This window comes from Streptomyces sp. NPDC001100 (assembly GCF_053598575.1).
In genome coordinates this window covers 25,729-52,728 of sequence record NZ_JBSFKO010000006.1, presented here as the reverse complement: position 1 = coordinate 52,728, position 27,000 = coordinate 25,729, and the positions used below count along the sequence as shown (strand labels likewise).

At 71.1% G+C, this 27,000-nt stretch carries 21 protein-coding genes; 12 read left to right on the top strand and 9 right to left on the bottom strand.

The genetic code is table 11. The features are described 5' to 3' along the window. Positions 1 to 5 precede the first annotated feature (5 nt). Positions 6 to 1,523, bottom strand: coding sequence for a PucR family transcriptional regulator ligand-binding domain-containing protein (locus ACWDEW_RS10415; protein ID WP_450511483.1), 1,518 nt, complete (start codon positions 1,521 to 1,523; stop codon positions 6 to 8). Positions 1,524 to 1,649: 126 nt separating this feature from the next. Between ACWDEW_RS10415 and ACWDEW_RS10410 the strand changes: the two genes are divergently transcribed. The 3 genes from ACWDEW_RS10410 (at position 1,650) to ACWDEW_RS10400 (ending at position 5,832) form a co-directional block, all read left to right on the top strand. Next, a complete protein-coding gene (locus ACWDEW_RS10410) occupies positions 1,650 to 3,119 on the top strand; it encodes a sodium:solute symporter (protein WP_450511482.1) in 1,470 nt (489 codons plus the stop codon). Between the two features lie 62 nt (positions 3,120 to 3,181). Next, entirely contained in the window at positions 3,182 to 4,150 is a 969-nt protein-coding gene (speB, locus tag ACWDEW_RS10405) for an agmatinase (RefSeq protein WP_450511480.1), read from the top strand. Continuing rightward, the gene (locus tag ACWDEW_RS10400; protein WP_450511478.1) at positions 4,147 to 5,832 is read left to right on the top strand and encodes a thiamine pyrophosphate-binding protein; all 1,686 of its coding nucleotides are present in this window, start codon (positions 4,147 to 4,149) and stop codon (positions 5,830 to 5,832) included. The genes speB and ACWDEW_RS10400 overlap by 4 nt, the downstream gene beginning before the upstream one ends. A 40-nt stretch (positions 5,833 to 5,872) precedes the next feature. Here the strand turns inward: ACWDEW_RS10400 and ACWDEW_RS10395 are convergent, their stop codons facing one another. Next, a complete protein-coding gene (locus tag ACWDEW_RS10395) occupies positions 5,873 to 6,655 on the bottom strand; it encodes a VOC family protein (RefSeq protein ID WP_450511476.1) in 783 nt (260 codons plus the stop codon). A 227-nt stretch (positions 6,656 to 6,882) separates the two neighbouring features. Further along, the gene (locus ACWDEW_RS10390; RefSeq protein ID WP_450511474.1) at positions 6,883 to 7,725 is read right to left on the bottom strand and encodes a carbon-nitrogen hydrolase family protein; all 843 of its coding nucleotides are present in this window, start codon (positions 7,723 to 7,725) and stop codon (positions 6,883 to 6,885) included. Positions 7,726 to 7,813: 88 nt separating this feature from the next. Between ACWDEW_RS10390 and ACWDEW_RS10385 the strand changes: the two genes are divergently transcribed. After that, the gene (locus ACWDEW_RS10385; RefSeq protein WP_450511915.1) at positions 7,814 to 8,356 is read left to right on the top strand and encodes an HXXEE domain-containing protein; all 543 of its coding nucleotides are present in this window, start codon (positions 7,814 to 7,816) and stop codon (positions 8,354 to 8,356) included. Between the two features lie 56 nt (positions 8,357 to 8,412). Here the strand turns inward: ACWDEW_RS10385 and ACWDEW_RS10380 are convergent, their stop codons facing one another. Together ACWDEW_RS10380 and ACWDEW_RS10375 are read right to left on the bottom strand one after the other, a co-directional pair. Continuing rightward, positions 8,413 to 9,204: an endonuclease I family protein gene (locus ACWDEW_RS10380; protein ID WP_450511473.1), complete on the bottom strand. Its 792-nt coding sequence runs from the start codon at positions 9,202 to 9,204 to the stop codon at positions 8,413 to 8,415. A 226-nt stretch (positions 9,205 to 9,430) separates the two neighbouring features. Then, complete coding sequence (locus ACWDEW_RS10375; protein ID WP_450511471.1) at positions 9,431 to 11,719, bottom strand: ArnT family glycosyltransferase; 2,289 nt, start codon at positions 11,717 to 11,719, stop codon at positions 9,431 to 9,433. Between the two features lie 145 nt (positions 11,720 to 11,864). On the opposite strand from ACWDEW_RS10375, the gene ACWDEW_RS10370 reads away from it, so the two are divergent. The 5 genes from ACWDEW_RS10370 to ACWDEW_RS10350 all read left to right on the top strand — a co-directional run bounded on the left by ACWDEW_RS10370 (position 11,865) and on the right by ACWDEW_RS10350 (position 19,709). Continuing rightward, on the top strand, positions 11,865 to 12,710 hold the full coding sequence (locus ACWDEW_RS10370) for a serine hydrolase (protein WP_450511469.1): 846 nt from the start codon (positions 11,865 to 11,867) through the stop codon (positions 12,708 to 12,710). 46 nt (positions 12,711 to 12,756) lie between these two features. Continuing rightward, entirely contained in the window at positions 12,757 to 13,809 is a 1,053-nt protein-coding gene (locus tag ACWDEW_RS10365) for an esterase-like activity of phytase family protein (RefSeq protein WP_450511467.1), read from the top strand. Positions 13,810 to 13,974: 165 nt separating this feature from the next. Then, positions 13,975 to 17,709, top strand: coding sequence for an ABC transporter ATP-binding protein (locus ACWDEW_RS10360; RefSeq protein WP_450511465.1), 3,735 nt, complete (start codon positions 13,975 to 13,977; stop codon positions 17,707 to 17,709). A gap of 95 nt (positions 17,710 to 17,804) precedes the next feature. Continuing rightward, positions 17,805 to 18,197: a hypothetical protein gene (locus tag ACWDEW_RS10355; protein ID WP_450511464.1), complete on the top strand. Its 393-nt coding sequence runs from the start codon at positions 17,805 to 17,807 to the stop codon at positions 18,195 to 18,197. Between the two features lie 96 nt (positions 18,198 to 18,293). Beyond that, positions 18,294 to 19,709 carry a S28 family serine protease gene (locus tag ACWDEW_RS10350; RefSeq protein ID WP_450511462.1) on the top strand — a complete coding sequence of 472 codons (1,416 nt, stop codon included), beginning with the start codon at positions 18,294 to 18,296 and terminating at the stop codon, positions 19,707 to 19,709. Positions 19,710 to 19,745: 36 nt separating this feature from the next. Here ACWDEW_RS10350 and ACWDEW_RS10345 read toward each other — a convergent pair whose 3' ends face one another. Together ACWDEW_RS10345 and ACWDEW_RS10340 are read right to left on the bottom strand one after the other, a co-directional pair. Beyond that, entirely contained in the window at positions 19,746 to 20,372 is a 627-nt protein-coding gene (locus ACWDEW_RS10345; RefSeq protein WP_450511460.1) for a hypothetical protein, read from the bottom strand. Between the two features lie 112 nt (positions 20,373 to 20,484). Continuing rightward, the gene (locus tag ACWDEW_RS10340) at positions 20,485 to 22,269 is read right to left on the bottom strand and encodes a glycoside hydrolase family 3 protein (protein ID WP_450511458.1); all 1,785 of its coding nucleotides are present in this window, start codon (positions 22,267 to 22,269) and stop codon (positions 20,485 to 20,487) included. Between the two features lie 421 nt (positions 22,270 to 22,690). On the opposite strand from ACWDEW_RS10340, the gene aroA reads away from it, so the two are divergent. From aroA to ACWDEW_RS10325, 3 genes are read left to right on the top strand one after another with little or no spacing between them, the layout of a single operon-like run. Continuing rightward, positions 22,691 to 23,932: a 3-phosphoshikimate 1-carboxyvinyltransferase gene (aroA, locus tag ACWDEW_RS10335; protein ID WP_450511456.1), complete on the top strand. Its 1,242-nt coding sequence runs from the start codon at positions 22,691 to 22,693 to the stop codon at positions 23,930 to 23,932. Between the two features lie 10 nt (positions 23,933 to 23,942). Next, the gene (locus ACWDEW_RS10330; RefSeq protein WP_450511454.1) at positions 23,943 to 24,572 is read left to right on the top strand and encodes a GNAT family N-acetyltransferase; all 630 of its coding nucleotides are present in this window, start codon (positions 23,943 to 23,945) and stop codon (positions 24,570 to 24,572) included. After that, positions 24,569 to 25,138, top strand: coding sequence for an RBBP9/YdeN family alpha/beta hydrolase (locus ACWDEW_RS10325; protein WP_450511453.1), 570 nt, complete (start codon positions 24,569 to 24,571; stop codon positions 25,136 to 25,138). Before ACWDEW_RS10330 ends, ACWDEW_RS10325 begins: the two co-directional genes overlap by 4 nt. 19 nt (positions 25,139 to 25,157) lie before the next feature. On the opposite strand, the gene ACWDEW_RS10320 is transcribed toward ACWDEW_RS10325, so the two are convergent. After that, positions 25,158 to 25,958 carry a sugar phosphate isomerase/epimerase family protein gene (locus ACWDEW_RS10320; protein WP_450511451.1) on the bottom strand — a complete coding sequence of 267 codons (801 nt, stop codon included), beginning with the start codon at positions 25,956 to 25,958 and terminating at the stop codon, positions 25,158 to 25,160. Between the two features lie 17 nt (positions 25,959 to 25,975). After that, a complete protein-coding gene (locus ACWDEW_RS10315) occupies positions 25,976 to 26,911 on the bottom strand; it encodes a bifunctional helix-turn-helix transcriptional regulator/GNAT family N-acetyltransferase (protein ID WP_450511449.1) in 936 nt (311 codons plus the stop codon). Positions 26,912 to 27,000: the final 89 nt, after the last annotated feature.

Sequence of the window (27,000 nt, the reverse complement as noted above, 5' to 3'; positions counted from 1 at the left end):
GCCGCTCACAGGTGACGCAGCCCGAACCACAGCTCCATCCGTACGTCCGGATCGTCCAGGTCCGCGTCCAGCAGCGCCGCGCACCGGGCGATCCGCTGCCGCACGGTGTTGCGGTGCACGGCCAGCGCGACCGCCGTACGGTCCCAACTCCCGTGCAGGGACAGCCAGGTGCGCAGCGTCTCGGTGAGCGCCGGGTTCGCGGCGAGCGGGGCGAGAAGGATACGGGCGTGCGCCTCGGCCTCCCCGTGGGGGACGAGTCCGGCGAGGCCGGGGCGGCCGGCGGCGCCGTGCCGGACCAGCGGGGCACGGGTCGCGCGGGCCCGCGCCAGGGCACGGGCCGCCTGGGTGTCGGCGGCGGACCAGTCCTGCGGAGCTACGGGGGTACTGACACCCAGGGTCCAGCCGGCTTGCGGGCCGGGTTCGCGTTCGGCGGGGACCAGTACCCGTACTACCTCCGGCGTCAGGTCGATCAGCGCGGAACCCAGGGCGGCGCCGAGCGCGGACGCGGCGACGGGGTCGGAAACAGGGGTGTCGGGCGCCGCGTGCACGACGACCCACCGGTCCGCGCCGAGCAGCGGCGCCACGTCCTCCGGCGGGGTGCCCAGCAGCAGTCGTACGAGCGCCGACGAACGGTTCGCTCCCGTGCGGCTCTGGTGTTCGCCGGTGAGGAGGGAGAGCAGTACGGCGGCGACGGAGGCGATGGTGTGATCGCCGGGGTCGCGGTGCGGGGCGGCGACCCCTAGGACGAAACCCTGACCGGTACCCAGGGCGTAGGCCGCGAGATGGGCGCCGGGGACGGTGTCGGTGGCGGAGGCGGGGGACGCGGAGGCGGGTGCTTCCGCGGGGCGCACCACCCGTGCCAGCCCCGCCAGCTCGTCCGCTCCCGTCGTGTTCCGCCCCGCCGCCGCGATCTCCGTGCCGTCGGGCCCGTACAGCACGGCCCGGCCGCTCACGCGCTGGGCTAGTTGCCGCAGCACCGAAGGGACCGGGTCGGGGCGGGAGGCCGCTGCCGCCAGGCTCTGCTGGGCCTCGGTGACGCGGCGGAGTTCGGCGAGGCGGGCCTGCGCCATCAGCTGCCAGACCGCGCGGGCCACGCGGGAGAAGGGGGTCGGCGGCGGGACCTCCAGGAGCGGCAGGTCGTAGTGGTCGCAGGCCGCGACCAGGGCCCTCGGCACGGTGTCGTGGACCGGCGCGACGCCGAAGCCGAGGGCCACACCGCCCGCCTCGACGATCCGGGAGACGTAGTCGGCGAAGTACGTGCCGGAGCCCGCCGCCTCCGGGATGTGGACGCCCGCCGTCAGCAGCAGCTCACCGCCCAGCAGATACGGATACGGGTCCGGCATCTCCGACGTGTGCGCCCAGTGGATGACGGTGTCGGGGTCGGTGGGGCCCGCGATCTGCCGCAGTCCCAGGTCCTCGCGGGCCAGGAGGGCGGCGAGGGGTACGGGAGGTGTAGGGGGCGTAGGGGGCGTAGGGGGTGCAGGGGGAATCGTGAGGTCCGGCATGGTGGACGTTTCCTCCATCACCTCGTGCTCGAATGGATGAAACGTACACTTCGCAGCCGCTTTCCGGCCACCTAGGGTCGGTCGCGACGCAAGCCACCCCCGGGAAACCCCGAGATCCCGAGAGCGCGCGAAGGAGGCCCCCGTATGGCCGTCGACTACACCGTCATCGTCGTCTACCTGGCCGGCATGCTGGCCATGGGCTGGTGGGGCATGCGCCGCGCCAGGTCCAAGAGCGACTTCCTGGTCGCGGGCCGCCGCCTGGGCCCGGTCATGTACTCCGGCACCATGGCCGCCATCGTCCTCGGCGGCGCGTCCACCATCGGTGGCGTGGGTCTCGGCTACCAGTACGGGTTGTCCGGGGCGTGGATGGTCTTCACCATCGGTCTCGGCCTGCTCGCCCTCTCCGTCTTCTTCTCCGCCCGCATCGCCCGCCTGAAGGTGTACACCGTCTCCGAGATGCTCGATCTCCGGTACGGGGGCCGCGCGGGCGTGATCTCCGGCGTGGTCATGTGGGCCTACACCCTGATGCTCGCGGTCACCTCGACCATCGCCTACGCCACGATCTTCGACGTCCTCTTCGACATGAACCGCACGGTCGCGATCGTCCTCGGCGGCTCGATCGTCGTCGCGTACTCGACGCTGGGCGGCATGTGGTCCATCACCCTCACCGACATGGTGCAGTTCGTGGTGAAGACGATCGGCGTGCTGCTGCTCCTGCTCCCCATCGCGGTCGTCAAGGCCGGCGGGTTCGGCGAGATGAAGGCGAAGCTGCCCACCGGGTACTTCGACCCGCTGGGCATCGGCGGCGAGACGATCTTCACGTACGTCCTGATCTACACGTTCGGCATGCTCATCGGCCAGGACATCTGGCAGCGCGTGTTCACGGCCGGCAGCGACAGGACCGCCAAGTGGGGCGGCACGGTCGCCGGCACCTACTGTCTCGTCTACGCCCTCGCCGGCGCCGTCATCGGCACGGCGGCCAAGGTCCTCTACCCCGACCTCGGCAGCGCGGACGACGCCTTCGCGACCATCGTCAAGGACGAACTCCCGGTCGGCGTAAGGGGATTGGTGCTCGCGGCCGCACTCGCCGCCGTGATGTCGACCTCCTCCGGCGCGCTGATCGCCTGCGCCACGGTCGCCAACAACGACATCTGGTCGAAACTGCGGGGAGCCGTCCGGCGGGACGGCGAGGAGGAGCAACATGACGAGGTGCGGGGCAACCGTGCCTTCATCCTCGTCATGGGCGTCGCGGTGATCGTCACGGCGATCGCGCTCAACAACGTCGTCGAGGCGCTGACCGTGGCGTACAACCTCCTCGTCGGCGGCCTCCTCGTCCCGATCCTCGGAGGCCTGCTGTGGAAGCGCGGCACCGCGCAGGGCGCGCTCGCCTCCGTCGCCGTCGGCGGCCTCGCGGTCGTCGGCCTGATGGCGACCTACGGCATCCTCGCCAACGAGCCCGTCTACTACGGCCTGTTGTCGTCCCTCGTCGCCTACGTCGCCGTGTCGCTCGTGACGCCGGCGACCGACGCGGCGGTGCTGGCCGCGTGGCGGGAGCGGCTCGCCGGGCGCGGTACCCCCGAACTGGCGTCCGAACCGGTCGCCGCCCACCAGTAGAGTCGTAGCAGACGCACAAAGAAGCCCATACGCGACGAAGCGTAGGAAAGAAGGCAGCCCCCATGACCAGCAACGAGACGCCCCGCGGCCCTGTCGACTCCTCGCGCACCCCGCGCTACGCCGGCCCCGCGACCTACGCCCGGCTGCCGCGTCTTGACGAGGTCGGCAGCGCGGACGTCGCCGTGGTCGGGGTGCCGTTCGACGCCGGTGTCTCCTACCGGCCGGGCGCGCGCTTCGGCGGCAACGCGATCCGCGAGGCGTCCCGGCTGCTGCGGCCGTACAACCCGGCGCAGGACGCGTCCCCGTTCGCCCTCGCGCAGGTCGCGGACGCCGGTGACATCGCGGCGAACCCGTTCAACATCAACGAGGCCGTCGAGACGATCGAGGAGGCCGCGGACCAACTCCTGGGCGCCGGCGCCCGGTTGATGACCCTGGGCGGCGACCACACCATCGCGCTGCCGCTGTTGAGGTCCGTCGCGAAGAAGCACGGCCCGGTGGCGCTGCTCCACTTCGACGCCCATCTCGACACCTGGGACACGTACTTCGGCGCCGAGTACACGCACGGCACGCCGTTCCGGCGCGCGGTGGAGGAGGGCATCCTCGACACGGAGGCGCTCTCGCACGTCGGCATCCGCGGCCCGCTCTACGGCAAGCAGGACCTCAAGGACGACGAGAAGATGGGCTTCGGCATCGTCACGTCCGCCGACGTCTACCGGCGCGGCGCCGACGAGGTCGCCGACCAGCTCCGCCAGCGCATCGGCGACCGCCCCCTCTACATCTCCATCGACATCGACTGCCTCGACCCGGCCCACGCGCCCGGCACCGGCACACCCGAGGCCGGCGGCCTGACCTCCCGCGAACTTCTGGAGATCCTGCGCGGCCTGTCATCCTGCAACCTGGTGTCGGCGGACGTCGTCGAGGTGGCACCGGCGTACGACCACGCCGAGATCACGTCGGTGGCCGCGTCCCACACCGCGTACGACCTGATCACCATCATGTCCCGTCAGATTGCCGAGGCCCGTTCGAAGTGACCCACGACCACGACCTGGAACTCCGCCCCACGGCCGCGCAGATCACCGCCGCGCTGAACCCGCCCCCCGGGCGCAACGGCGGCGACCTGGTCGTGGAGACCCTGGCCGGGCTCGGCGCGACGACCGTCTTCGGGCTGCCCGGGCAGCACGCGCTCGGCATGTTCGACGCGCTGCGCCGCTCCGACCTGCGGTACATCGGCCTGCGGGTGGAGAACAACGCCGGGTTCGCGGCGGACGCGTACGGCCGCATCACGGGCGAGGCGGCGCCGCTGCTGCTGTCCACGGGCCCCGGCGCGCTGACGTCACTGGCGGCACTCCAGGAGGCGCGGGCGGCCTCGGCCCCCGTCCTGGCCATCAGCAGCCAGATCCCGACGGCGGGCCTGGGCGGCGGCCGTCACGGCTATCTGCACGAACTCCCCGACCAGTCGGCCTCGTTCAGGGGCGTGGTGAAGTCGGTCCACACGGTCCGCACGCAGTCACAGATCCCGTCCGCGATCGCGGAGGCGTGGAAGTCGGCACTCACGGCCCCGCACGGCCCGGTATGGGTGGAGATCCCGCAGGACGTCCTGCTGGCCGAGACCCTGCTGCCCGTGGTGACGGCGGTGGACGCGACCCCGGAGGACCTGGTCCCGCGCCCCGAACTGACCGCCGTAGCGGCCGACTTGCTGTCGAGGGCTTCCCGTCCGGCGATCATCGCGGGCGGGGGAGTCGTACGGGCGGACGCGTCGAAGAAGCTGCGGCAGCTGGCGGAGAAGCTCCGGGCGCCGGTGGTCACGACCCCCGGCGGCAAGGGCGCGTTCCCCTGGACGCACCCCTTGTCCCTCCAGTCCTGGCTGGAGGACCGCCACACGACGGACTTCCTGGAGGACGCGGACGTCCTGCTGGTGGTGGGCTCGGGTCTGGGCGAACTGTCGTCGAACTACCACACGTTCAGGCCGCGTGGCCGGGTGATCCAGATCGAGGCGGACCTCGGCAAACTGGAGTCGAACCACCCGGCGTTGGGCATCCACGCGGACGCGTGGCACGCGGTGCAGGCGCTGTTGGAGACGGTGACGGAGCGGACGGATCCGACGGCGGAGGAGCGGGTACGGGGTGTTCTGGAGAAGGTCCGGGAACGTATCGCCGCTCAGGAACTGACCCTGGAACAGGGCGTGTTGGAGTCGGTACGAAGGGCGCTGCCGGCAGACTCCCCCTCCTTCTGGGACATGACGATCCTCGCCTACTGGGCCTGGTCGGCGTTCGACGCGAAGGGCCCCAATCACCTCCACTCCGCCCAGGGCGCGGGCGGCCTCGGCTACGGCTTCCCTGCGGCCCTGGGCGCGGCTGCGGCGGACCCCACGCGGCCGGTGCTGGCGGTGTCGGGCGACGGGGGCGCGCTGTACTCGATCGCGGAGCTGGCGACGGCGCGACAGTACGACCTGAACGTCACGTGGCTCATCGTCGACGACGGCGGCTACGGCATCCTCCGCGAGTACATGACGGACGCGTTCGGCGAGGCGACGGCTACGGAACTGACCCGGCCGGACTACGTGGCGCTGGCGGAGTCGTTCGGGGTGCCGGGGGTACGGACGTCGCCGGAGGCGCTGGAGTCGGACCTGGCGAAGGCGTTGGGGGAACCGGGACCTTCCGTGGTCGTACTCCCGGCTGTGTTGCGGATGTTCGCGGCTACGCACTTGGGGTGACGGGGGCGGCCATCTTCGCCGCCCCCTTCCACGTTCTTCGTCACATCTGCGGATCGGGCTTCAGCAGGGCGAACGCCGCGCCGAAGGGGTCGGCGAGCCAGGCGATGCGGCCGACCTCCGGTACGTCCGCCGCCGGCATCAGTACGGAACCGCCGTTGGAGGTCGCCGAGTTGATCGTGGCGTCGACGTCCGTCGAGTGGAAGTACGGTACCCAGCGCGGCTGTTCGCCCTCGCCCGCGTTGAGCGGTGCGACCCCGCCGAAGGAGGCGTCCTGTTGGTCGCCGGCGCTGGTGCTCAGTACGCGGTACGTCATGCCGGGGGCCGGCATGTCCTGGCTGCGCCAGCCGAACAGGCCCTGGTAGAAGACGATGTCCGCCTCCGGGTCGGTGGCGTGCAGTTCCACCCAGAGCAGGGTGTTGGGGGCCGAGGTGAGTTCCAGACCCGCCGTCCTGCCGGGCTGCCAGAGCGCGAACTGCGCGCCCTGCGGGTCGGTGGCCTGCGCCAGCATGCCCTCGCCCATGACGTCCATGGGCTCCATCCGTACGGTGCCGCCACCGGCGGTGACTGCCTGGACGGTGGCCGCGATGTCCTCGGTCTTGAAGTGGATCATCCAGGCGGAGCGCGCTCCTTCCTCGGTGAGCGGTCCGAGCGCCGCGACGGTCTTGCCGTCCACCTGGAAGAAGCCGTATCCGCCTGTCTCGGGCCCGGCGGAGACGAACTGCCAGCCGAGGACGGCGCCGTAGAACGCGGCGGCCGCGTCGGTGTCGGGGCTGCCGAGGTCGAGCCAGTTGGGCGATCCGGTGACGAAGTCGGTGCCGAGCATGAAGTCCTCCTGGAGTGCGGGGGCGGGTGGGCCGGGTGGGCCGGGACGGGTGCCACGATGCCGTCCAGAGCGTCGCCGTCCGCGTACGAGCACCGAGAGGACTCCGGTTTCCACCGAACGGGCGAATGGTCGCCGGGTGACGTGGTACGGGGTCCGGCGCTGGGACTTCGAATCCGCAGCCGCCCGCCCCGTCAGACGAAGCCGTCCTGTCAGACGAAGCCGCCCCGTCAGACGAAGTCGGCCGGACTGTCGCTCCGTGGATCAAAGACGCGGCGGCTGCGGTAGATGTCGCCCTGGCGGGCGCCGGCTCGCCAGGGGCGGGCCTTGTTGAGGGCGATGTCGAACTCGGGGGCGTCGCGGTCCAGTTCGCCGATGATCAGCTCGGTCGTGGCGTCGGCCTGGGCCAGGACGGTGCCGTCCGGGCTGATCAGTTCGGAGTTGAGGAGAGCGGTGGTCTGGGCCGGTGTGGCCATCGCCAGCCAGTAGTTGTTCATCGCGGCATGTGCCCGGGCCTTGACCTCGAAGACCGAGTTGACCGGGTAGGCCGACAGCAACAGGCAGTCCACGCCGAGGCGTTCGTACTCCACGAACAGTTCCGGGAAGTTGATCTCGATGCAGATGGCACAGCCGAACCGGTACCCGTCGACCGTGAAGGTGGTCGGTGTGAACCCCGGTGTGTAGTAGTGGAGGATCTCGGTGTTGGAGCAGTAGCGCTTGTCGTAGCGGTCCACCACCCGGCCGTCATCGGCGATGACGTACAGGCTGTTGTGCGGGCGGTGCGGCGGGGTGAGCCGGTGGGCGCTGCCCAGCACCACCCACAGCCGCAACTCGGCGGCCAGCGCGGCCACTTGGCGGAGTTCCTCCTCGACCGCGGGCCAGTCCACCTGGTCCCAGTCCTGGATCTGCTCCTTGGCGTAGCCCGACAGACAGCCTTCGGGGAACAGGATCAGGCGGGCACCCGCCTCGGCGGCCTCCCGCATCAGCCGTCGGATCACCGGCCCGTTCCGGCGGGCGTCGTCGCTGATCATCACCTGGGCTGTCGCAATGCGAAGGGACGACGAAGAGGCCACGGATCCATCGTAGACATGAGGGGCTGCGGCACGCGTCCGTGCTGGCAGACTCCCGCGCATGAGTGGACGCGAGATGGGCGGACGCGAGATGGGCGCAGGCGAGGGCGGCCGGGCCGTCGAAGTCGGCGTGACTTTCGGGCTGTTGGCGGCCTGGGCGGTGCACGATCTGGAGGAGGTGGCCGCGATGCCGGGCTGGGCCCGCGAGCACGTGCCCGGGCTGCGGGAGCGGTATCCGCGGGTGCCGGAGCGGGTGTGGCGGCAGCTGGAGGCCATGGACGGGCGGGAGTTCGCGACGGCCGTCGCCGTGATGGGCGGGATGGTCGCGCTCGCCGCCGCCGACGGACACCGCACGGGCGGCCGTTCCGGCTTCTACCAGGCGGCCCTCAACGGCTTCGGGCTGCACGCCCTGGCGCATATGGCCCAGGCCGCCGCCGTCCGTGGATACACACCCGGGGTGGTGACCTCGCCGCTGGTGGTCGTGCCGTTCACGCTGTGGGCGCGGGGGCGGCTGCGGCGGGCCGGTGCGCTGCGGCCCACGCGACCGGGTGATGTGGCGCGGGGTGCGGCCGTCGCGGTGGCGGCGACGGTCGGGGCGCATGTGGTGGCGCGGCGGCTGCTGCGCCGGAGCTGATCGGGAGATGGCAGAACTCCCCCTGAATCAGGGGGAGTTCGACAGAGCACTGCCGCCTACCAGATCGCCTCCACCCACTCCGGGTGGTCGATGAACGGGTTCCGGTTGTGCTGGTACGTGTTGTAGATGACGTTGTTGCGGTTCTCCTCGAAGGCGCTCGGCGGGTCCGCCTCGTTCCAGGCCTTGAGGACGGAGAGCTTGCCCATGTAGGGGTTGCTGCCGTTGTTGACCTTCTCGTTGGGCTCCAGGTCGGCGAAGCCGTCGTCGCCCTCGTAGCGGACGGCCATGTAGAGGATCATGCGGGCCACGTCGCCCCGGTCCGCCGCGCGCGGCGCGAAGGAGTCGGAGTCGACGGTGGAGCCGCCGCCGTTGGTGACCGCGCTGCCGCCGTTGTCGAAGTCCAGGTTGCCGCGGATGCTGTTGACCTGGACGTCGGCGGGACGCAGGTGGTGCAGGTCCGTGCCGGGGCCGACCACCTCGCCGAAGTCGCCGTGGGACTTGGCCCAGGTGTGCTCGCGGTTCCAGTCGCCGACGTCGCCGCCGTTGAGGGACTTGGCGCGGGAGACACCGCTGTACAGCAGGATCACGTTGTTGCTGTTGTTCGGGTCCTGGTCGGTGGCCTTCAGCGCGTCCCAGACCGCCGCGTACGAGATCTTCGTGACGCCGGTGCTGATGATCGTGTGCAGCGAGGACTTCAGGCTCGTACCGGTCTTGCCGACCGCGTTCTTGTAGTACGTCGAGTCGTACGCCGTCGTCGTGGCGGAGGCCGGAGTCGCCGTCAGGGCCGGGGCCGCGAGGCCCACCAGGACCGCGGCGGTGGTCAACGCCACCGATTTCCAGCGGTGCATGCGAGTCACCAACAACATAAAGAGTGTCCCATCTACGCGGGTTGAATGGGGCGGCAAACGGGAGCGTGACATGCACATGCGGTCCTGTAAATAAACGAGACGTGTCGATCAGGTGACCGGGCGCGACAATTTGCCTCGTGTCTACGCGAGTTGACTGTGCGGAGGCGCACGGGAACGGCCCCCGACCGGGTAGGTCGGGGGCCGTTCGGCGTTGTCTGCGTCAGTGCTACTTCACGTCCGACGGGTCCAGCCTGTACAGCGTCGACGTGTTGGTAGTCGAGCTGGTGGAGGACGAAGAACTCGACTCCGTCGCCGCGCTCTTGTCGTACGCGCTCTCCTTCACCGCCGTCGCGTTCTTCTGCACCCACGCGGTGATCTCGGTGTTCAGGGTGCTGTTGCCGCCCATCCCGCCGCCACCGAGCTGGATGTAGTGCAACTCGCCCTTCTTCACCAGCTCCTTGAGCTTGGCGAGGGTCATCGCCTTGTCGGAGCCGGTGAAGCCCCACATGGAGATGACGGGCTTGTGGGTGCTGAGGATCAGCTGGCCCGCGCTCTGCGAGTTCGACACCGCGAGCAGCCACTTGGCGCCGTCCTGGTGCTTCTCCAGGTAGGAGACGAGCGCGCTGGACGTCGTACCGCCCATGCCGCCACCGCCGAACCCGCCGCGCGTACCACCGGTCCCGGTCCCGCCGGGAGCCGTACCGCCGCCGGGCAACTCCCCGGTCGTACCGCCCTGTTGGCCACCGGCCGCGCCACCCGTCGTACCGCCGGTCGGCGCCCCGCTCGGCGCTCCGCCGCCCTGAGGTACCTCACCCGTGCCGCCGCCACCCGGCGTCATCCCGCCGGGAGCCGTGCCGCCGCCGGGGAGTTCGCCGCCGGCCTGGCCGCCCGCCTGGGTGCCGCCGGGCATCTCGCCGCCCCGCTGGCCGCCGAAGCCGCCGCGGTTGCCGCCGCCCGGACCGCCGCCGCCGAAGCCGCCGCCGGTCGAGGGACCCGCCGTCGGGTTCGTACCGCCCATGCCGCCGCCGGAACCGCTGGACGCGGCCGGGGTCACGGCGTACGCCGTCGGACCGGCGAGCGCGGCGATGATCGCCGCCACGACGGACGCGGTCAGCAGCCGGGCCCGGTTGCCGGAGCCCGAGCGGAAGACGAACAGGCCCACGATCGCGAGGACCATCAGCACGCCCACCGTCGGCCACAGCCAGGTGTTCCAGCCGGAGGCGCGGCGCAGGACGACGATCGCCCAGATGCCGGTGACCGCGAGGCCGGCCGGGAGGACCCAGGACCAGCGCGCGTCGCCGCCGCGGAAGGCGCGCCACAGCATCACGCCGCCGCCACCGCACAGCGCCGCGATGCCCGGGGCGAGCGCGGTCGTGTAGTACGGGTGCATCGTGCCCTGGGCCATGCTGAACGTGACGTAGTGCAGCAGCGTCCAGCCGCCCCACATGACCAGCGCGGCGCGGGTCGCGTCGGTGCGCGGGGCGCGGCCGACCAGGACCAGGCCGGCGATCAGGGCGATCGCGGAGAAGGGGAGCAGCCAGGAGATCTGGCCGCCGAGGATGTCGTTGAACATACGGCCGATGCCGGCGGTGCCGGCGAACGTACCGCCGCCTCCGCCACCGCCCGCACCTCCGCCGCCGTTGCCCTCGCCGCCGAAGACGCGGCCGAAGCCGTCGTAGCCCATGATCAGGTCCCAGGCCGTGCCGTCTGTCGAGCCGCCGATGTAGGGGCGGTCGGAGGCGGGGACGAGGGAGACGGCCGTGGCCCACCAGAAGCTGGAGACGGCCAACGCGACCGTGGCCACGGCGAGTTGGACGAGCTTCTTCTTCCAGCCGAGCTTCGACGCGAAGAGGTACACGGCGAAGACGGCGGGCAGCGCGATGTAGCCCTGGAGGAGCTTGGTGTTGAAGGCGAAGCCGAAGCAGACCGCGGAGCCGACCAGTGGCAGCAGTCGCTCGGTGCGCACGGCGCGCAGGCCGAGGGCCGCGCCCGCCACCATCAGCAGGACGAGGAGGGTGTCGGGGTTGTTGTCGCGGTTGATGGCGACCGTGATCGGGGTGAGGGCGAGGACCAGCGCCGCGATGGTCGCGGCCACGTGGCCGAAGTACCGCTTCACGGAGGAGTGCAGGATCCAGATCGTGCCGAGCGCGGCGGCGACCTCCGGCAGCATCATCTGCCAGGTGCCGAAGCCGAAGATCCGGCACGACAGGCCCATCACCATCAGGGAGAAGGGCGGCTTGTCGACCGTGATGAAGTTGCCCGCGTCCAGCGAGCCGAAGAACCATGCCTTCCAGCTCTGTGTGCCGCTGTAGACGGCGCTGCTGTAGAAGCTGTTGAGGCTGGAACCGGTCAGGTTCCAGGAGTACAGCACGGCGGCGAGCACCATGATCGCGACCAGCGCGGGCAGCGACCAGCGGGGCGCCTTCTCGGGCGGGGCCGTCTCGGGTGGGGCCGGCGGCGGCCAGTCGGCGGACGCGGGTTCGGTGTGGGGGTGTGGATCGGTGGCAGATGTCACCCGGCCATCGTGCGAAGGCAGGGTGGGTGCGTGCTGTGCCGGACCTGGTACTCGGCTGTGAATTCGCAAAGGCCCGGGTAACGGGCCGTACAACCGTTCCCCAACCCGTACAACCTTTCACGCCTTCCTGTGAGTCATGTCATGCATGACTCAATGGATATCCCGCCGGGCCAGAGTGCTGGCGGCCGGCGCGGGCGCCGGGGTGCTCATACCCGTGCTGGCCGCCGCAACGCCCGCTGCCGCCGCCACTCCGACGGTCAGCTGTACGTCCGCCAGGGCCGGCCTCGCCGACAAGCTGAAGAAGGACATCACCGCCGCCCTCGCGACCCGTAAGGGAACCGTCGCCGTCGGCCTCTACGACCGCAAGACCAACACCACCTGCACCCTGCGGGCGACGACCGCCTACGACTCGGCCAGTTCCGTCAAGGTGACCGTGCTCGCCACGCTGCTGTGGGACGCGAAGAAGCACAACCGCTATCTGACGACGCGGGAGACCACGCTCGCCACGGCCATGATCACCAAGTCGGACAACGACGCGACCTCCACCCTGTGGAGGCAGCTGGGCCTGACGAAGATCAAGGGCTTCCTCGCCGCCGCCGGCATGACGCAGACCAAGCCGGGCGCCGACAACTACTGGGGTCTGACCCAGGAGACCGTGACCGACGAGCAGAAGCTGCTCAAGCTGGTCACCGCCAAGAACACCGTGCTGAGCGACAACTCCCGTGCGTACATCCTTAAGTTGATGAACCAGGTGATCTCCAGCCAGCGTTGGGGCACGCCGTACGGCGCCCCGTCGACCGTCACCGTGCACGTCAAGAACGGCTGGCTGCAGCGTTCCACGCACGGCTGGCGCGTGCACAGCCTGGGCACCTTCGACGGCGGCGGCCACGACTACATGATGTCCGTCCTCACCCAGGACAACAGCACCATGAGCTACGGCATCACCACGATCCAGGGCGTCGCAAAGGCGATTCACAAGGACCTGGCTTAACCGACGGGTCTCCCGCCCGTCACCCACCCGTCCTACGGTGGCGCCCATGCGCCTGAGAACCGTACTCGCGACCGCGACCGCCGGCCTGGCGGCGGCCACCTGCCTCACCGCCGCCGGGCCCGCGAGCGCCAGCAGCTCCCGTACCAGCAACTCCCTCACCACCAACGCCTGTTCGCCGTCCGTCTCGATCGACCGCTTCTCCGACGCGCTCGACAAGACGACGTACGACGGCACCTTCGTCGGCAACTTCTCCGCGCTCGCGGTGGACAAGGACGGCTCACTCGCCGCGCTGGAGGACCGTTCCTCCCTGTTCAGCCTCGACGCGAAGACCCTCCGGCCGAAGGCCGTCGTCCCGCTCGCCGACGAGAACGGCGCCGCCCTCGACTCCGAGGGCCTGGCCATCGACCGCGACGGCACCCGGCTGATCACCTCCGAGACCGAGCCGTCCATCCGCCGCTACTCCACCGACGGCAAGATCCTCGACCGCTTCCCGGTCCCGTCCTCGCTGCTGGTCGCCCCGGCAGGCCGGGCCGTCTCCAACCAGACCTTCGAGGGCCTGACCCTGCTGCCCGGCGGCCACACGCTCCTCGCGTCGATGGAGTACCCGATCGCCGGCGACACCTCCGGCGCCGTCCGCTTCCAGACCTGGACCCGGACCAAGGGCGACCACTTCAGGCTCGCCGCGCAGTACGCCTACAAGACCGACGCCACCTTCCTCGGCGTCCCCGAGGTGCAGGCCCTTCCCGACGGCCGCCTCCTCGTCCTGGAGCGCGGCTTCACCAGCGGCGTCGGCAACACCGTCCGCCTCTACCTGGCCGACCCGCGCCACGCGACGGACACGAGCGGCGTCGACCACCTCACCGGCCAGCCCGGCGTCCGCCTCGTCAAGAAGACCCTCCTCGCCGACATCGCCGACTGCCCGTCCCTCGGCGCCACCGCGAAGCAGCCCCAGCCGAATCCCCTCCTCGACAACATCGAGGGCATGGTGATCACGGGCCGGGACAAGGGCCGCCTGAAGGTCCTGCTGGTCAGCGACGACAACCAGAACGCGGTCCAGACGACCCGGTTCTACTACCTCCGGGTGCGAGTAACCCCCTAGGGGCGCGGGGCTGTATCGATATGCGGCTCCGCCGCGTGGGCGCGACCAGCCACGACGGACCCGCACGTTCCCGCTCGACCCAGCGGAGCGTTTTGTTGCGGAGGGATGAAATCCGCCCCGTTCCGCGTTGGTGCCTTCCGTAGACGGCGAACGGAAGGCACCCGCGTGGCAGTGAAACAGGGGGAGACACAGGGCTGGGCCAGAAGGCTCGCCGGATACGCCTGGCGATACCCCAAGGACGTGGTCCTGGCCCTCGGCGCCTCCCTCGCCGGTATGGCCGTCACGGCCGTCGTCCCGCTGGTCACCAAGGTGATCATCGACGACGTGATCGACGGCCACACCCGCTCCATGGCCCCCTGGGCAGCCGCCCTGGTCGTCGCCGCGCTCCTTGTCTACGTCTCCACGTACATCCGCCGCTACTACGGCGGCCGCCTCGCCCTGGACGTCCAGCACGATCTCCGCACCGAGATGTACGGCACGATCACCCGCCTCGACGGCCGCCGCCAGGACGAGCTCTCCACCGGCCAGGTCGTCGGCCGCGCCACCAGCGACCTCCAGTTGATCCAGGGCCTGCTCTTCATGCTCCCGATGACCATCGGGAACGTCCTGCTCTTCATGATCTCCCTCGCGATCATGGCCTCGCTGTCGCTGCCGCTGACCCTGATCGCGCTGGCCGTCGCTCCCGCCCTCGGCTGGATCGCCAAGCGCAGCCGCAGCAAGCTCCACCCCTCCACCTGGTACGCGCAGGCCCAGGCCGCCGCCGTCGCGGGAGTCGTCGACGGCGCCGTCAGCGGCGTACGCGTGGTGAAGGGCTTCGGCCAGGAGGACCAGGAGACCGGAAAGCTGCGGGAGGTCGGCCGCCGGCTGTACGCGGGACGCCTGCGCACCATCCGGCAGAACGCCCGCTACACCCCCGCCCTCCAGGCCGTCCCCGCCCTCGGCCAGGTCGCGATGCTCGCCCTCGGCGGCTGGCTCGCGGTGCGCGGGCACATCACGCTCGGCACGTTCGTCGCCTTCTCCACCTACCTCGCCCAACTCGTCGGCCCGGTCCGTATGTTGGCCGTCGTCCTCACGGTCGGCCAGCAGGCCCGCGCCGGCACCGAACGCGTCCTGGAGCTCATCGACACCGAGCCCTCGATGACGGACGGCACCAAGGAACTCCCCGCCGACGCCCCGGCCACCGTCGAGTTCGACGACGTCTCCTTCGGCTACGACGACGACCGCCCCGTCCTCGACGGCCTCAGCTTCGAGATCCGCCCCGGCGAGACCCTCGCGGTCGTCGGCTCCTCGGGCTCCGGCAAGTCCACGGTCTCGCTCCTCCTCCCGCGCTTCTACGACGTCACCCACGGCGCGGTCCTGATCGGCGGCCACGACGTCCGCGAGCTGACCCTCGACTCCCTCCGGGCCGCGATCGGCCTGGTCCCCGAGGACTCCTTCCTCTTCTCCGACACGGTCCGCAACAACATCGCCTACGGCCGCCCCGACGCCACCGAGGAGGAGATCCTCACCGCCTCCCGTGCCGCGCAGGCCGACCGGTTCATCGCGGAGCTCCCCGAGGGCTACGACACGACGGTCGGCGAGCACGGCCTCACCCTCTCCGGCGGCCAGCGCCAGCGCGTCGCCCTCGCCCGCGCGATCCTCACCGATCCGCGCCTGCTGGTCCTGGACGACGCGACCTCGGCGGTGGACGCGCGCGTCGAGCACGAGATCCACGAGGCCCTGAAGCAGGTCATGGAGGGCCGGACCACGCTGCTGATCGCGCACCGCCGCTCCACCCTCAACCTCGCCGACCGCATCGCCGTCCTCGACGGGGGCCGCCTCGCGGACATCGGCACGCACGAGGAGTTGCAGGAGCGCTCGCCGCTCTACCGCCGCCTCCTCACCGACCCCGACGAACTCGGCGGCGTCTCGCCCGGCCACGCCCTGCCCACCGCCGAACCGGCCGAAGACACCTCCGTACGCGCGGAGTTGGACGCGGAGTTCGACGCCGAGCGCGGGGTCACGCCCCGCCTGTGGACCGGCGACCGCGAACCCAAGGACACCGCGCTGTCCGGGATGCCCGCGACGCCCGAACTCCTCGCCCAGGTCGACGCGTTGCCGCCGGCGACCGACACCCCCGACATCGACGAGGCGCGCGCGGTGCGTGCCGAGGACTCGTACGGGCTGCGCCGGCTGCTGCGCGGCTTCGGCGCCCCGCTGCTCATCAGCCTCGGCCTCGTCGCCGTGGACGCGAGCATGAGCCTGCTGCTGCCGATCATGATCCGGCACGGCATCGACCAGGGCGTGACGAAGATGGCGATCGGCGCGATCTGGTCGGCCTCGCTGCTGGCGCTCGTCGCCGTGGCCGTGCAGTGGGCGGCGCAGCGCGGCGAGACGAGGATGACCGGACGCACCGGGGAGCGGGTCCTCTACACCCTCCGCCTGAAGATCTTCGCCCAGCTCCAGCGCCTCGGACTCGACTACTACGAGCGGGAGTTGACCGGCCGGATCATGACGAGGATGACGACGGACGTCGACGCCCTCTCGTCCTTCCTCCAGACGGGCCTGGTCACGGCCTTCGTCTCGGTCGTCACCTTCTTCGGCATCATGGTCGCCCTGCTGGTGATCGACGTACAGCTGGCGCTGGTCGTGTTCGCGACGCTGCCCCCGCTGATCCTCGCCACCTTCTTCTTCCGCCGGGCGAGCGTGAAGGCGTACGAACTCGCCCGTGAGCGTGTGTCGTTGGTCAACGCCGACCTCCAGGAGTCGGTGTCGGGGCTGCGGATCGTGCAGGCGTTCCGGCGTGAGCGGGACGGCGGCAGGAGGTTCGCCGAGCGCAGCAGCAGCTACCGGGCGGCCCGCACCCGGGGCCAGTGGCTGATCTCGATCTACTTCCCCTTCGTGCAGCTGCTGTCGTCGGTGGCGGCGGCGTCGGTACTGATCGCGGGCGCGGGACGCGTGGACGACGCGACCCTGACGACAGGCGCCCTGGTCGCGTACCTGCTCTACATCGACCTGTTCTTCGCCCCGGTCCAGCAGCTCTCCCAGGTCTTCGACGGCTACCAGCAGGCCACGGTCTCCCTGGGCCGCATCCAGGAACTCCTCCAGGAACCGACCTCCACCCGGGCCGCCGACGAACCCCTCGAAGTCCTCTCCCTGCGCGGCGACATCGCCTTCGAGGACGTGCACTTCGCGTACGGGGACGACGAAGAGGCCATCGGGGGCGTCGAGTTGAGGATCCCGGCGGGCCAGACGGTCGCCTTCGTCGGTGAGACGGGCGCGGGCAAGTCGACGCTCGTGAAGCTGGTGGCCCGCTTCTACGACCCGACGGGCGGCCGGGTCACGGTCGACGGCACGGACCTCCGCTCGCTCGACATCACGTCGTACCGCCACCACCTGGGGGTCGTCCCCCAGGAGGCGTACCTCTTCCAGGGCACCGTCCGTGACGCCATCGCCTACGGCCGCCCCGAGGCCACCGACGCCGAGGTGGAGGCGGCGGCCCGCGCGGTCGGCGCGCACGAGATGATCGCCACGCTGGACGGCGGCTACCTCCACGAGGTCGCCGAGCGCGGCCGCAACCTCTCGGCGGGCCAGCGCCAGCTGATCGCCCTGGCCCGCGCGGAGCTGGTGGACCCCGACATCCTCCTCCTGGACGAGGCGACAGCGGCCCTCGACCTCGCCACAGAAGCCCAGGTCAACCAGGCCACCGACCGCCTCGCCGGCCGCCGCACCACTCTCGTCGTCGCCCACCGCCTGACGACGGCGGCCCGCGCCGACCGGGTCGTCGTGATGGATCACGGCCGGGTCGTGGAGGACGGCACGCACGACGAGCTGCTCGCGCTCGGCGGGTATTACGCGGAGCTGTGGCGGACGTTCGTCGGTGCGCCCGAGTCCGAGGAGCCGGTCGGTACGGTCCGCTGAGGGGCGGCGGGTATGTCCGGCCCTGGCCGCGCAACCGTTCGACATACGTCGTGCGTCCGTACATCAGTACGCTGTTCGGCTGCTGTGCGGGAGGGATGACTGTGGAGATGGGTGCGCTACGACGGCGGGTGGCGCTCGGCATGGCCGTGCTCACCGCGTCCGGACTGCTCGCGCTCGCGGCCCCCGGCAGTGCCCAGGCGGCCACGGTCTGCCCGGGGCGGGAGGTGGCGACGCTGCCCTTCTCCACCGGCACCGTCCATGTCTTCAGACGGGGCGACTACATCTGCGCGTACACCGCCCCCAAGAACCCCGGCGCCAAGCGCACGATGTCGGTCAGCGTCCAGGCCCGGGGCAGCCGCCCGGTCGTCGACAAGGGGCGGTACACCCGCCGGGCCGGACCGGTCACCGTGCACGCCGGCCATCGGTGCGTGCGGATCAAGGGCGCGGTCGCGGGCGGCTCGGTGAGTTCGGGCTGGATCCTGTGCTGAACCGCCGACAAGTGCCCTGAGTGCACAACCCCCTCTGGTGTGACGGTAGTTGCTCGGATAGCTTCCGGTTCACAACTGCCTCACAGGGGAGACCGCATGCGCAAGGCGCTCAGATGGCTGCTGGCGCTCACCGTGCTCATAGGCACGCTGAGCACGGCCGGGGTGGCCACCGCCGCCCAGGCCGGCCAAGTCACTGACATCAAGGACCAGTTGCTCGCGATACCCGGCATGAGCCTGGTCCAGGAGAAGCCCTACACCGGCTACCGCTACTTCGTCCTGAACTACACCCAGCCGATCGACCACCGGCACCCCTCCAAGGGCACGTTCCAGCAGCGGATCACCGTGCTGCACAAGGACGTCTCGCGCCCGACGGTCTTCTACACCAGCGGCTACAACGTCTCCACGACCCCCAGCCGCAGTGAACCGACCCGGATCGCGGACGCCAACCAGGTCTCCCTGGAATACCGCTACTTCACGCCCTCCCGGCCCGAGCCGGCCGACTGGTCCAAGCTCGACATCTGGCAGGCGGCAAGCGACCAGCACCGCGTCTTCAAGGCCCTCAAGTCGATCTACACCCAGAACTGGATCGCCACCGGCGGCTCGAAGGGCGGCATGACCGCCACGTACTACGAGCGCTTCTACCCCCGCGACATGGACGGCGTCGTCGCCTACGTCGCCCCCAACGACGTGGTGAACAACGAGGATTCGGCCTACGACCGCTTCTTCACCAAGGTCGGCACCAAGGAGTGCCGCGACCGCCTGGACGCCGTACAGCGCGAGGCGCTGGTGCGCCGGGAGCCGCTGGAGCAGAAGTACGCGGCCTACGCGGCCGAGAACGGGTTCACCTTCACCACCGTCGGCAGCCTGGACAAGGCCTACGAGGCCGTCGTCCTCGACTACGTCTGGGGCTTCTGGCAGTACAGCCTGCTCTCCGACTGCGACACCATCCCCGCGAACGCGGCGACCGCCACCGACGACGAGATCTGGACCTCGGTCGACACGATCTCGGGCTTCTCCTTCTACACCGACCAGGGCCTGTCCCCGTACACCCCTTACTACTACCAGGCGGGCACCCAACTCGGCGCGCCCACCGTCCAGTTCCCGTACATCGAGAAGAAGTACGTCCGCTACGGCTACCAGCCGCCCCGCAACTTCGTCCCCCGCTCCATCCCGATGAGGTTCCAGCCGGGCGCGATGCGTGACGTGGACAGCTGGGTCCGCCACCACGCCGACCACATGCTCTTCGTCTACGGCCAGAACGACCCGTGGGGCGCCGAGCGGTTCGCCGTCGGCAAGGGTGCGAAGGACTCGTACGTCTTCACCGCGCCCGGTCTCAACCACGGCGCGAACGTCGCGGCCCTGACCGCCGACCAGAAGGCGCTGGCCACCGCCCGCATCCTGGCCTGGGCCGGTGTCCCCGCCGCGACGACGGCACAGGCGAAGCCGCTGGCACCGTACGACGCGAGGCTGGACCGGCAGAGCGTCGAGCGCGAGCCGACGCTGCGTCCGTAACACCCTTGCCGCGCCCGGCCGTTGGTGGTCGTTCGACTACACCGGCCGGGCGCAGCCCACCGGCCGGCTGCCGCCGAGCTGGACGTACAGGGCGGTAGAGGCCGGACAACTCGCGCGCTTGAGCACGGCCTTGACGACCTTGTACTGCGGCTTCTTCCGCCCCGAGCCGTCGCACGCCGTCTCCCGGACCTGGCCGCTGCCCGAACCGTAGACGCAGTCGCCGACGATCGTGCGCGGCCCGCCCCCGCCGCCCGGGTCGCCGGGGTGCGGGGGTTCGAGGTTGCGCATGCAGGCGTAGCCCTTCGGTACGGCGCTGTCGCGGCCCGTGCCCGGGGTGCCCTGGGCGCTGATGTGCAGCACGAAGTCGGTGGTCGCCGGGCAGGCGGGGCCGCTGTTCACGTCGCCGTCGTAGCGGGCGATGACCCGGGCGGCGGCCCGTTCGCTGGTGCAGGGCACCTCGGTGAAGCTCGTCGTACCGAAGGAGCTGCACTCGTCGACGCCGAGGAACACCGCGCCGTAGCCGGAGGGTTGGGTGGTCGAGGACGCGGACGACCTGGCGCCGGGGCTGCCGTCGCCGGAGTCGGAGCCGCCCGTGGACGAGCAGCCGGCCAGCAGGGCGGCGAGCAGCGCGCACACCGCCCCGGCGCTCCATCTCACACCCATCGTTCCCCCCGGACTGCCCCCGCCCAGCGTGACCCTCGGTGGCGGGCGCACGCCAGCGGTGTGGGGGGCTTTGGGTCAGTTGGCGGGGGCGGGGAGGGTGGGCAACGTACCTCTAGTACGACAGTCCGTGACCGACCGGATACAGCACCTGCGCCGGGTCGTCCGCGCGCTGCACGGCCACCGGGAGCTTCCCGCGCGGGGACACCCGGCCCGCGATCACCCGTGCCGCCGCCCGCAGTTCGACGTCGGTCCAGGAGTAGGACGCCAAGTACGCCGGGACGGCGGGCAGTTGGGCAACATCGTAGGGGTTGCGGACGGCGACGGCCACGACCGGTGTCCCGGTGGCGGCCAGTTGCTCGACCAGGGTCTTCTGCGGGTCGGTCGCGGTGACGTTGTAGGTCGCCGCCACCACCGCGTCCGCCGCCCGCGCCGCCGCCACGGCCCTGGCGACGGTCTCGGGGGAGGGGGCGGTGCCGGTGGACAGGGCGGTCGAGGTGAAGCCCAACTCCCGTAGCGCGGCGGCCAGTACACCGGTGGGCGGGCCCGTCGTACCGGACGGGGAGGCCGGATCGGCGCCGACGACCAGGACGTTCCCGTGCGTACGGCGGGACAGCGGGAGCAGTCCCGCCCGGTTGACCAGCAGGGTGGTGGTCCGCTCGGCGACGCGGTCGGCGGTGGCGAGATGTTCGGCGCGGCCGACCACGAGGTCCACACCCGCCCGGCTGACGTACGGCTGCTCGAAGAGTCCGAGCCGCGCCTTCAGCCGCAGCACGCGCAGCACCGACTCGTCGAGCCGCGCCTCGGTCAACTCCCCGTTCCGTACTGCCTTGAGGACGGCGTTCCAGGCGACGTCCAGGGAAGGCGGGTCGAGGAGTTGATCCACCCCGGCCTTCAGCGCGAGCACCGGCACGCGGTCGTCGCCGTACTTCTGGCGGACGCCCGCCATGCCCAGCGAGTCGGTGACGACGACTCCGTCGTAGCCGAGTTCGCCGCGCAGGACGCCGGTGACGATCGGGTGGGAGAGGGTGGCCGGGTCGCCGGAGCCGTCGAGGGCCGGGACCTTGAGGTGCGCGGTCATGATCGCGTCGATCCCGGCCCTGACGGCGGCCCGGAAGGGCACGGCGTCCAGCTTGCCCCACAGCTCGCGGCTGTGCGTGATGACGGGGAACCCGGTGTGGCTGTCGACGGCGGTGTCCCCGTGCCCGGGGAAGTGCTTGGCGGTCGCCGCGACCCGGCTGTCCTGGTACCCCGTGACCTCGGCGGCGACCAGCCCGGCCACCGCGTCCGGGTCGGCGCCGAAGGACCGTACGCCGATGATCGGGTTGGCCGGGTTCACGTTCACGTCGGCGTCGGGGGAGTAGTCCTGGTTGACGCCCATCGCGCGCAGCTCGGCGCCGGAGATCCGGCCGACCGTGCGGGCGTCGGCGCGGGAGCCGCCGGCGCCGAGCGCCATCGCGCCCGGGAAGAGGGTGGCGGGCCTGCCGATCCGGCAGACGATGCCGTGCTCCTGGTCGGTGGCGATCAGTACGGGCAGCCCGCGCGGTCGGCCGAGTGACGCCTTCTGGATGCCGTTGGAGAGCTCGGCGATCTGGTGCGGGTCGCGGGTGTTGTGCGCCCAGCTGAAGTAGATGATCCCGCCGACCCGATACTTCGCGATCAGCTCGGCGGCCGTGCGCACCCCGAGCTCGCTCAGGTTGGCGTCGACGTCCGCCTGGTCGGGGGCGGTGGCGGAGTGGCCGTAGACCCGCGTCACGAAGAGCTGGCCGACCTTCTCCTCCAGGGGCATGCGGGAGATCAGCGAGCGGAGTGCGGTGTCGTCGGCGTGGGCGGGGGTGCCGACCGCGAGGGACGCGGTGACGCCCATGGTCGCGGCGAGGACGGTGCGTCTGGAGGGCACGTGCGCTCCTTCCGGAGGTGATCCGATGAAGGAAACTTCCGAGCTTTTACCAGTATCCGGGAAGTTTCTGTCAGTCAAGGGAGCGCACAGTAAACCTGAGGAGGGGCCGCCATCGACGCAGTTGGAGGGGGGCGCGCCGATGACGGCCTGCCGCCGGCCGCGGTACGGAGGAGAGGGTTGGTCAGCGTTCGCAGCCAGCAGCGAGGCCGACGCCGTACCGCGGAGACTCGTCCGGCAGCATGCCGGTTGGACGGAGGTGAACGGGCCCGGGTTCCCGTCCGGGGGCGGATTCCCGGAAGTTGGTGAACCCGTGCACAAACGGGACGGATGCGGTCACGCACAGGTACGCGCGGGCGAACGGCGGTCGTCCATCCCGTGGACGTCCCGGCGCGGTGGGCGGTCGCCGCCCGATCATGAGGGCATGACCGTAGTCGACATTCCCGGTTCCAAGTCCGTCACCGCCCGCGCGCTCTTCCTGGCCGCCGCGGCCGACGGCGTCACCACCCTCCGGCGTCCGCTCCGCTCGGACGACACCGAGGGCTTCGCGGAGGGACTGACCCGGCTCGGCTACCGGGTGGGCCGGACCCCCGGCGCCTGGCAGATCGACGGCCGCCCGCAGGGACCGGCGGTCACCGAGGCCGACGTGTACTGCCGGGACGGCGCGACCACGGCCCGCTTCCTGCCCACCCTCGCGGCAGCCGGCCACGGCAGCTTCCGCTTCGACGCCTCCCCGCAGATGCGCCGCCGTCCCCTGCTGCCCCTGACCCGAGCCCTGCGCGACCTGGGTGTGGACCTGCGCCACGAGGAGGCCGAGGGCCACCACCCGCTGCGCATCGAGGCGTCCGGTGTCGAGGGCGGCGAGGTGGTGCTGGACGCCGGCCTGTCCTCGCAGTACCTGACCGCCCTGCTCCTGCTCGGCCCGCTGACCAGGAAGGGCCTGCGGATCAGGGTCACGGACCTCGTCTCCGCGCCGTACGTCGAGATCACCATCGCCATGATGCGGGCGTTCGGGGTGGAGGTGCGCAAGGAGGACACGGTCTACGTCGTCCCGCCGGGCGGCTACACCGCGACCACCTACGACATCGAGCCGGACGCCTCCACCGCGAGCTACTTCTTCGCGGCGGCGGCCGTGACCGGCGGCGAGGTCACCGTCCCCGGGCTCGGCACCGGCGCGCTCCAGGGCGACCTGGGATTCGTCGACGTACTGCGCCGCATGGGCGCGGAGGTGGAGACCGACGCGCACGGCACCCGGGTGCGCGGCACCGGCGAACTGCGCGGCCTCACGGTCAACATGAGGGACATCTCGGACACCATGCCGACCCTGGCCGCGATCGCCCCCTTCGCCTCGGGCCCGGTCCGCATCGAGGACGTCGGCAACACCCGTGTCAAGGAGTGCGACCGCCTGGAGGCCTGCGCGGAGAACCTCCGGCGGCTGGGCGTGGAGGTGGCGACGGGGGACGACTGGATCGAGATCCGCCCGGGTTCGGAGACCCCCGTCGGTGCGGAGATCAAGTCCTACGGCGATCATCGCGTCGTCATGTCCTTCGCGGTGACCGGGCTGCGGGTGCCGGGTATTTCGTTCGACGACCCGGGGTGCGTACGCAAGACTTTCCCGGGTTTCCACGGGGCGTTCGCGGCGCTGCGGGGGCGGTTGCCAGCATGAGGGGAGCAGAGTGGCGTTCGAACTGAGGGCTCCGGTCCTGACCGGTGAGTCGGTGCGGCTGGAGCCGCTCGACCACCGGCACGCGGCCGATCTGGCGGTGGCGGCGGAGGAGGACCGGGGGTCGTACGCGTTCACCTGGGTGCCGAGGGCGGACCAGGTGAACGCGTACATCGACGCCCAGCTGGCCCGCGCGGCCACGGGCATGCTCGCGCCGTACGCCCAGATCTCGACGGCGACCGGGCGGGCGGTCGGTGCCACGGCCTACTGGGAACCCCGCTGCTGGCTGACGGACGATCAACTCGACGCCGTCGAGGTCGGGTTCACCTGGCTGGCCGGTTCCGCACAGGGCACCGGCATCAACACCGAGGCCAAACTCCTGCTGTTCCGGCACGCCTTCGAGGAGTGGCACGCCTCCCGGGTCGACCTCAAGACCGACGCCCGCAACGACCGCTCCCGCGCCGCGATCCAGCGCGTCGGCGCCCGCTTCGAGGGCGTCCTGCGCAACTGGTCCCGCTCCTGGGCACCGGGCGAGGACGGGCGGCTGCGCGACTCCGCGATCTACTCGATCACGGCGGAGGAGTGGGAGGAGTGCAGGGCGGAGTTGGAGAAGCGGGTGGCACGGGGAGTATCGACGTCATGACCGCCTACCTCGTCCTCCACGGCTGGCAGAACCACCGCCCCGAGGGCCACTGGCAGCACTGGCTCGCCGACCGGCTGCGCGCACTCGGCCACCAGGTGACGTACCCCCAGCTGCCCGACGCCGACGACCCCGACCTGGACGTATGGCTCACGGAGCTGCGCCGCCACCTGGACGGTCCGGACGGGCCGCGGGTCGTCCTCGCGCACAGCGCCTCCGCCCTGCTCTGGCTGCACGCCGTCGCCCGCGGGGTGGTCCGGGACGGTGACGCGGACCGGGTGCTGCTCGTCGCACCGCCGTCCGCCTCCGTCGTCGTACAGCACCCGGAGATCGCCGGATTCGCTCCGCCCACCGGCGAGTTGACGCTCCCCGGAACCACCCGTCTGGTCGCCGGCGACGACGACCCGTACTGCCCCGAAGGCGCCCGGACCGTCTTCGGCGACGCGCTCGGCATCCCCACCGAGATCATCCCGGGCGCGGGCCACCTGGACCTGGACGCGGGATACGGGTCCTGGCCGGCCGTACTGGAGTGGTGCCTGGACGGGACGGCGCGGCTCACGGCGCGATGACGTCGTCCTCGGGGTGGGCCTACGCCGAGTCGTTGAGCAGCCGTGCCAGATGGTCATGACCGGCGGCCAGCAGTCCGGGCAGCGGGGCGGCGGTCTCGTACCAGCGCTTCTCGTACTCCCAGCACAGCCAGCCGTCCCAGTCGTGCCGGGTCAGGAGTTCCACGCATTCGGCGAGGGGGAGGACGCCCGCGCCGAGGGGCAGCGGGGTGGTGTCGTCGGGTGACGCGATGTCCTTGACCTGGACGTATCCGAGGTACGGACCCAGCGCGGCCAGCGTCTCCGCCGGCTGCTCGCCGCCCAGCCAGGTGTGCATGACGTCCCAGAGCGCGCCCACCTGCCGGTGTCCGACCGGGCCGAGCACGCGGAGTGCGTCGGCGCCGGTGCGGTGGGAGTCGTGGGTCTCCAGCAGGATCCGTACGCCGAGGTCGGCGCCCCACTCCGCCGCCGTGCCCAGACGGCGGGCGGCGGTCGCGTCGGCTTCCCCGGGAGGCTGCTCACTGCTTCCGCCGGGAAACACCCGGACGAACGGAGCCCCCAAGTCCCGTGCCAGTTCCAGGAGCTCGCGGATCTCCGTGAGGACGGGGGCGTCGTCGCCCGGCGCGGCCACGCGTGCGTACCCGGCGAGGCCCAGGACTTCGACCCCGGACGCCTTGAACTCGGCGACCACATCGGATCGTTGGGCGGCGTCGATGCCGGGGTGCACGGGCTCCTCCGGGTGGGCGCGCAGCTCCACGCCGTGGTAGCCGTGGGTGACGGCGAGGTGCAGCACGTCGGCCACGGGGAGCCCTGGGACACCGAGGGTGGAGAAGGCGAGCTTCATGGTCACGACCCTACTCGTCACTCTCCGGTTCCGTGCAGGTCGAGACGCCAGTCCTGGCCGACGAGGTCCTGGCCGAAGGAGCGGTGGGGTTTCTCGGAGACCAGGACGAAACCGTGCCGCTGGTAGATGCGGCGGGCGGCGCCGAGGATGTCGTTGGTCCACAGCACGAGGTCGCGGTAGCCGACACCGCGCGCGAACTCGACCACCGCGGAGACCAGTTGGTCCCCGATACGGAGCCCCCGGGCGTCCGGCTCGACGAGCAGCAGCCGTAGCCGCGCGGTCCCCGGGGCGTCGTCCCGCACACACATCACACACCCCACCGGCCGCCCGCCGAGCTCGGCGATCCACACCCGCTCCAGATGCGGGTCGTGGTCCTCGGCGAAGTCGGCGACGATCCGCGCGACGAGCCCCTCGTAGTCGGCGTTGAAGTCGTACTCGGCGGCATACAGCGCCGCGTTGCGCTGCACGATCCACCCCAGGTCACCGGGCCCCGGCTCCCGCAGCACGACGTCCTCGGGCCGGGTGGGTCGAGGCTCGTTCGACAGGAGGGTGCGTACGGTGTGCAGCGCCTCGGAGAGCCGGGGCCGGTCGGTGGCCGGCACGGTCGCGAGCAGCGCGCCGACGGATTCGTCCGCCCGCTCGGCCAGCAGGTCCGCGGTCTCCCGGCCGCGCGCGGTGAGCGTGATCTGCCGCCGCCGCGGATCCCGCCGCGAGGGCGCCCGTTCGATCAGCCCGTCCTGTTCGAACCGGTTCAGGATCCGGCTCAAGTACCCGGCGTCCAGGGACAGTTCGGAACGGAGGTCGGCCGCGTCCGTGTGCGGCGAGTGCGCGAGTTCGTACAGGACGCGGGACTCGGTGAGGGTGAAGGGGGCGTAGAGGTGGCGGCTGTAGTCGAGGGCGCCGATGACGTTCGTGTAGAAGCGGTTGAAGGCGCGGATGTCCTGGACGGTCATGATCGATCCCCGGTGCTCGCTCAGGGTAGTTGACTCAGTCAGAGGTATTGCGGTTCCGACCGTAGTACGCGGGCCGCCGTCCGTCCATG